4 protein-coding genes are annotated in these 4,788 nt (G+C 50.3%); 2 read left to right on the top strand and 2 right to left on the bottom strand.

The window, feature by feature from the left end; translation table 11 throughout:
* Together D5S03_RS11265 and D5S03_RS11260 are read right to left on the bottom strand one after the other, a co-directional pair.
* The coding region (locus D5S03_RS11265) for a DEAD/DEAH box helicase (protein ID WP_287044055.1) at positions 1 to 2,242 on the bottom strand (2,242 nt) is incomplete at its 3' end.
* Between the two features lie 143 nt (positions 2,243 to 2,385).
* A complete protein-coding gene (locus D5S03_RS11260) occupies positions 2,386 to 2,751 on the bottom strand; it encodes a hypothetical protein (RefSeq protein WP_040417503.1) in 366 nt (121 codons plus the stop codon).
* A gap of 143 nt (positions 2,752 to 2,894) precedes the next feature.
* Here D5S03_RS11260 and tilS point away from each other — a divergent pair, with 143 nt between their 5' ends.
* Together tilS and D5S03_RS11250 are read left to right on the top strand one after the other, a co-directional pair.
* Positions 2,895 to 3,929 (top strand): tRNA lysidine(34) synthetase TilS, encoded by a 1,035-nt coding sequence (gene tilS / locus D5S03_RS11255; protein ID WP_287044053.1) that lies wholly within the window; start codon positions 2,895 to 2,897, stop codon positions 3,927 to 3,929.
* A gap of 1 nt (position 3,930) precedes the next feature.
* Positions 3,931 to 4,455 carry a hypothetical protein gene (locus D5S03_RS11250; RefSeq protein WP_287044051.1) on the top strand — a complete coding sequence of 175 codons (525 nt, stop codon included), beginning with the start codon at positions 3,931 to 3,933 and terminating at the stop codon, positions 4,453 to 4,455.
* Positions 4,456 to 4,788 lie beyond the last annotated feature (333 nt).

The raw sequence follows: 4,788 nt of genomic DNA, 5'->3' as shown, positions 1-4,788 counted from the left end.
GGAGCTTGCGCACAGAGCGTGCGGTTATTGTATTGGGGTTTTTGATGTTCTGGGCTTCGTCCAGGATAATGGCATTGTATTCATGTTCCTGGAGTTCTTCCAGGTCACGGCGCAGCAGGGCGTAAGTAGTAATGATCAGATCGGATTGTTTAATTTTTTTGAACATGCCCGATCTTCTGGATCCATAAATGAGCAGACGCTGCATGGAGGGTACGAATTTCTGCGCCTCACGTTCCCAGTTGGTCAGAACCGAAGTGGGGACCACTATCATGGAGGGGCCTTTTTTGCCTTGCTCCTTTAGTTTCTGTAAAAAGGCCAGGGTCTGGATGGTTTTGCCCAGGCCCATTTCATCGGCCAGTATTCCCCCGAAACGGTATTCATAAAGAAAATTCAGGTAGCTCAGTCCCTGCTGCTGATAAGGGCGCAGTTCTGCGTTAAGACCCTGAGGGGGATCAATCTGCCTGACTTCTTTGAAGGAATGGATTTTTTCCCGCAGTTCGTTCCAGAAGGAGTCGGCCTGAACATTGTCAATGTCATCCAGAATGTTTTCCAGTACAGGCACTTCGTGATTCTGAAATTTCTTTTTGGGGGCTTTCTGCGGGTCAAGCCCCATGGTCTGCAGCTTGTGTTCCAGCTTTTTAATCCAGGATTCGGGCAGACTGGTGTAGGAGCCATCCTTGAGCTGGATATAGCGCTTGCCCTGGATCCAGGCCTTCCATATCTTCTCTATGGGTACCCGTATATCGTCGTATTCGACTTTGATGTCCAGGTTGAACCACTTGTCGTCTTTGGAGGTGTCCACTTTGGCCACAACATTGGGGGGGCTCAGCCTCACCCGGTACCGGGTAAGGTTCTTTTCCCCGTATACCCGGTACTGTTCCACAAGTCTGGGATAGGAATCCAGCAGGAAGGTTATGGCCTCTTCAGGCTCCAGAAACCACATGTTGTTGTTTCTGGATTGGAAACCGATGTTCTGCAGGTTGGACAGAAGTTCTTCTTCTTTGGCCTGTTCTCTGCGCACCAGAAATGACTTGCCCTCGAACTGATAACTCCCGGTCTGCAGGTCCTGGTTGGGACCGGGAAGGGTGATTTCTCCGTGCTCTGTTTCATATACGTTCTGGATCTGAAGCGTAAGCAGGCTGCCCTCCTCGTCCAGGTAGAGCTTGGGATTGAACACGGCTGGTACAAAAATGGGGGACATGCGCTCCAGAAACTCTTCATGGCCGTATAGGTCGGAAGTGTGAATCCTGGTCCAGACTCTGTCCAGAAATTCAGAAATTTCACTATGGGGAATAACAGGCTGTTCTGAGACCAGTTCCTGCACCAGGGCGGGGTTGAGACCCGTCTGCACTGGATAGAAGCTGTTTTTCCAGCAGACCCACAAGGGCAGCTGGCCGTAAAAGAATGCTTTTTCTCCTGAGATGGAAAAAGGCAGCTTGCCTTCGCGTCCAAGCATGATATCAAACCCCAGGCCTTCATCTGTAAGCCTGGGGCTAAGCTGCAGGCGCATGGATGTGGTTTCCACGCGTACCGGCTGCTCTGTGTCTTCCCAGAACAGATAATACTCGTTTCTGATGCTCCAGAAAAACCAGGTCAAAAGGCCGGGAGGTATTTCCACCCGGTGTCCGAAATAGTCCAGGGAATAGCCTATCTGGGTTACTACATCCGGAAGCTGGGGGGATATTTCGCACCAGTTGGGGTTGCGGATGATCTGCTCCAGGGTAACGGGATTGAGTACCGATGAAAGCCCGTTTTTGTTCTGCCTGGCCCGGTAGAATTCCACCTGCAGTCGTCCGGGTTCCGGAAAAAACCTGTAAACCAGGTAATGTTGACCCGGCTCGGGCTCCAGCTCGGTGGCAAAGTATATGCGAAAGGTGTGCCGCCATTCAGTCCTGGTGACAGGTGTGTCTTCACCTGTTTCTTCTCTTAGTCCGGCAAGAAACTTCAGGGCGGTGGCACCAATATGTTTGCAGATTCCGGTAAAAGACTCCGGGCAGTTGCAGTGAAAGTTTATGGTTTCACTGTCCAGGTTGAGACCGATTTCGGAGTTGTATACCTGAAAATCCTCTCCCTGGATCCTGCCTTCCAGGTCAAGGTACTGATCCCTATGATTGACATTAATCTTGTGGATGCCGTTTTCAGAGTATAGTTCCTGGGCATTATCCAGGATATATTCCGGTATATTGTCGTGAATAAATTTTTGAATGATATCCTGTGCTTTTTGTTCTTCGGGACTGAGCATGGGCTTTAGTTTCTCCTCAAATTTCTTGGGTGTTTGCCTTTCTGAAATTATAAAGCAAAGACAAACTTACATCATTTAAACAAAGTCCAACCTTTTTTCAAGCAAAAAAAGAATTTTTTTACATTTCTGAAAAATGGTTATCACTACTGTTTGTCCGGCATGGTTTTTTGTTTTATATCAATCATGTCAGGTTTTCGGTTGACGGAATCCGGGCTGCAGATCCCGACGTCAGGGAAACGATTGTCGGGGCGTTTATCAAAACTTTGAATAGATATTTTTTGCAACCATTCAGGTGGCGCCGGAACCGGCCCGGGAACAGTCCCCAAGTCACGCCAGAGGCGTGAGTACCAGCAATCAATACCGAGAACCCCCTGAATGGTTACTTTTTTTTGGGCTTTAAGGGTTTTTTTTCTTTTTAAAAAAAGGTATGTTACGCCATCACTGACAACGAAAATATTTACTGAAATGTGCTGCAAAAGCTTTTGAAGTTTTCCATAGTGCTGATACACTCTGGTAGAGTCCCATTATTTTTCCGGGTGCAAGCCGGAAGGTTCCAGCATCTTTTTTCGTCTGAATGCCTGGACCCATATCATTGAAAGAGGTTTGTGACAATAGTCACAAACGTAAACTGAAAAATATTTTAAAATCCTGCATGCGCTACTCAAAAATTCAGGACCTGCCCACAAAGTGGGCGCATTTCTGTCTGAACATCTCCTCTTTCGTGCACAGGCAAGCCGGTGTAAGTCTTAAAGGCAAAAAAGTCCTGGCCGGTTTCTCCGGAGGGCCGGATTCGGCAGCCCTTGTCCTGGCTATGCATTATCTGGCTCCCAGCCTGAACATGAAGCTGGAGGCAGCTTATCTGGACCATGGTCTGCGCAGGGAAGCCGGGGAAGATCTGGCCCTGGTGCAGGATACCTGTTCTCAACTGAGCATGGAATTGCACCTGGGCCGAAGCAATGTATCCAGGCTGGCGGGCAGGGGAAGGGGGGGCATTGAAGAGACCGCGCGCATACTGCGCTACAGGTACCTGCATGGTGTGGCCAGGAAGACCGGAGCTGATTATGTCCTTACGGGGCACCACTTAAACGATCTGGCCGAGGACATTCTCATGCGTCTGCAAAGAGGTACAGGTTGGCCGGGGCTGTCAGGGATGCGGGCTTATGTGCCGGAAAGAAGGATTTTAAGGCCCCTTTTAATGATTCCCAGGAAGTGCATCATGGATTTTCTGGAGACTGCGGGCCAGGGTTATGTGCTTGATGCCACCAACAAAGACAAAACCTTCCTGCGCAACAGGGTAAGGATGTCTCTGGTTCCGGAGTTTGAAGCAATAAATCCCGGTTTTCTGAAATCCATTGCCAATATCTGGAGGCTGGGCCGGGTGGATGCAGATTACTGGGATCATATCCTTGAAGAAGCCCGGCAGGATGTTCAAGAGGAAGATTTACTGTCCGGGGATTTGCTTGCCGGTATGCATCAGGCTGTCAGGATGCGTTTGTATAAAAAAATACTGGACTCTCTGGGGCCGGGACAGGCCCTGGTGGAGAATATATTCAAGCTGGATGAGCTGTGGCAGAGCCGGAAGACCGGGGCCAGGGTGCAGTTTCCCGGGGACAAGGAGGCTTTAATCAGCAGGGAAGGGATAGAGTTCAGACATATATCCCATGGGACTGAAAAAAAAGGAAGTTAAGATGGATTTACAACTGGCACAGGAAAAGGACGCTGTACTGGGAAAGGATTTTTTGACCTGGCTCTGGTTTAAAAGCGAAGAGCAGAATCACGTGTTCAAGACCAGAGAAGGTGAGGATTTCGCCCTGTGGATGGGACAGAAGATCGTGGTGGAGGGCGGAGAAGGTGAGAGCCTGGAAAAGGCGGTCTGTACTGGCATGATGTCCAGGCTGCAGGAGGCCAAGCTGGGTCTTGGAACCGGCAAGAAGGTGGTCCAGGCCAGGGTGACCCTGGAAGAAGACAGCAACTCCTGGAGCATGCAGCTGGATGCAGGGATGTTTTCCTTCAACGGGCTAAAGCCGCCGAAAGTGGATACCCAGCTCCAGGAAGGAGAGGACCCCGACGGTGCTTTCCTGGAGAAAATGTACCTGCTGGAGAGGGCCATATACTATACCGATGAGGTGTACTCCATGTTTCTCGGCAAGAGGATGTCTTCAGAATGGGATCAGGAGTGCCAGAGGATCAGGGAGTGGATTTATCAGGATTGATGGTGGTCTGACTGGTCTGACTGGTCTGACATGTCTGACAGGTCTGACTGGTCCGACAGGTCTGACAGGACCGACATGTCCGACTGCTCGGAGGGGGGCGAGGGGCCAGGTCATGGGCTTTGGGCCTGGTTTCTGGCGCAAGTCAAAAATATTCAGGGAGTTGAAGGGATATGCATGAAAATGCTTTTGACAGGGTCCTGGTTTTCGGGGAGGTCCTTTTTGATATCTTCCCGGACCAGTCCAGGGTAATCGGGGGTGCCCCCTTTAATGCAGCCCGTCACCTGCAGGGTCTGGGGCTGGATCCTTTTTATGTGAGCGGAGTGGGCAGGGATG

Origin of the sequence: Desulfonatronospira sp. MSAO_Bac3, assembly GCF_003838035.1 — a bacterium.
Lineage (GTDB): Bacteria > Desulfobacterota > Desulfovibrionia > Desulfovibrionales > Desulfonatronovibrionaceae > Desulfonatronospira > Desulfonatronospira thiodismutans.
The sequence above is the reverse complement of the archived record's forward strand: the minus strand, read 5'-3'. Positions and strand labels throughout refer to the sequence as shown.

What these genes read in the sequence shown, in the direction of transcription:
- tilS (WP_287044053.1), top strand. Translation starts at nt 2,895, where the DNA reads ATGCGCTACTCAAAAATTCAGGACCTGCCCACAAAGTGGGCGCATTTC.
- D5S03_RS11250 (WP_287044051.1), top strand. Translation starts at nt 3,931, where the DNA reads ATGGATTTACAACTGGCACAGGAAAAGGACGCTGTACTGGGAAAGGAT.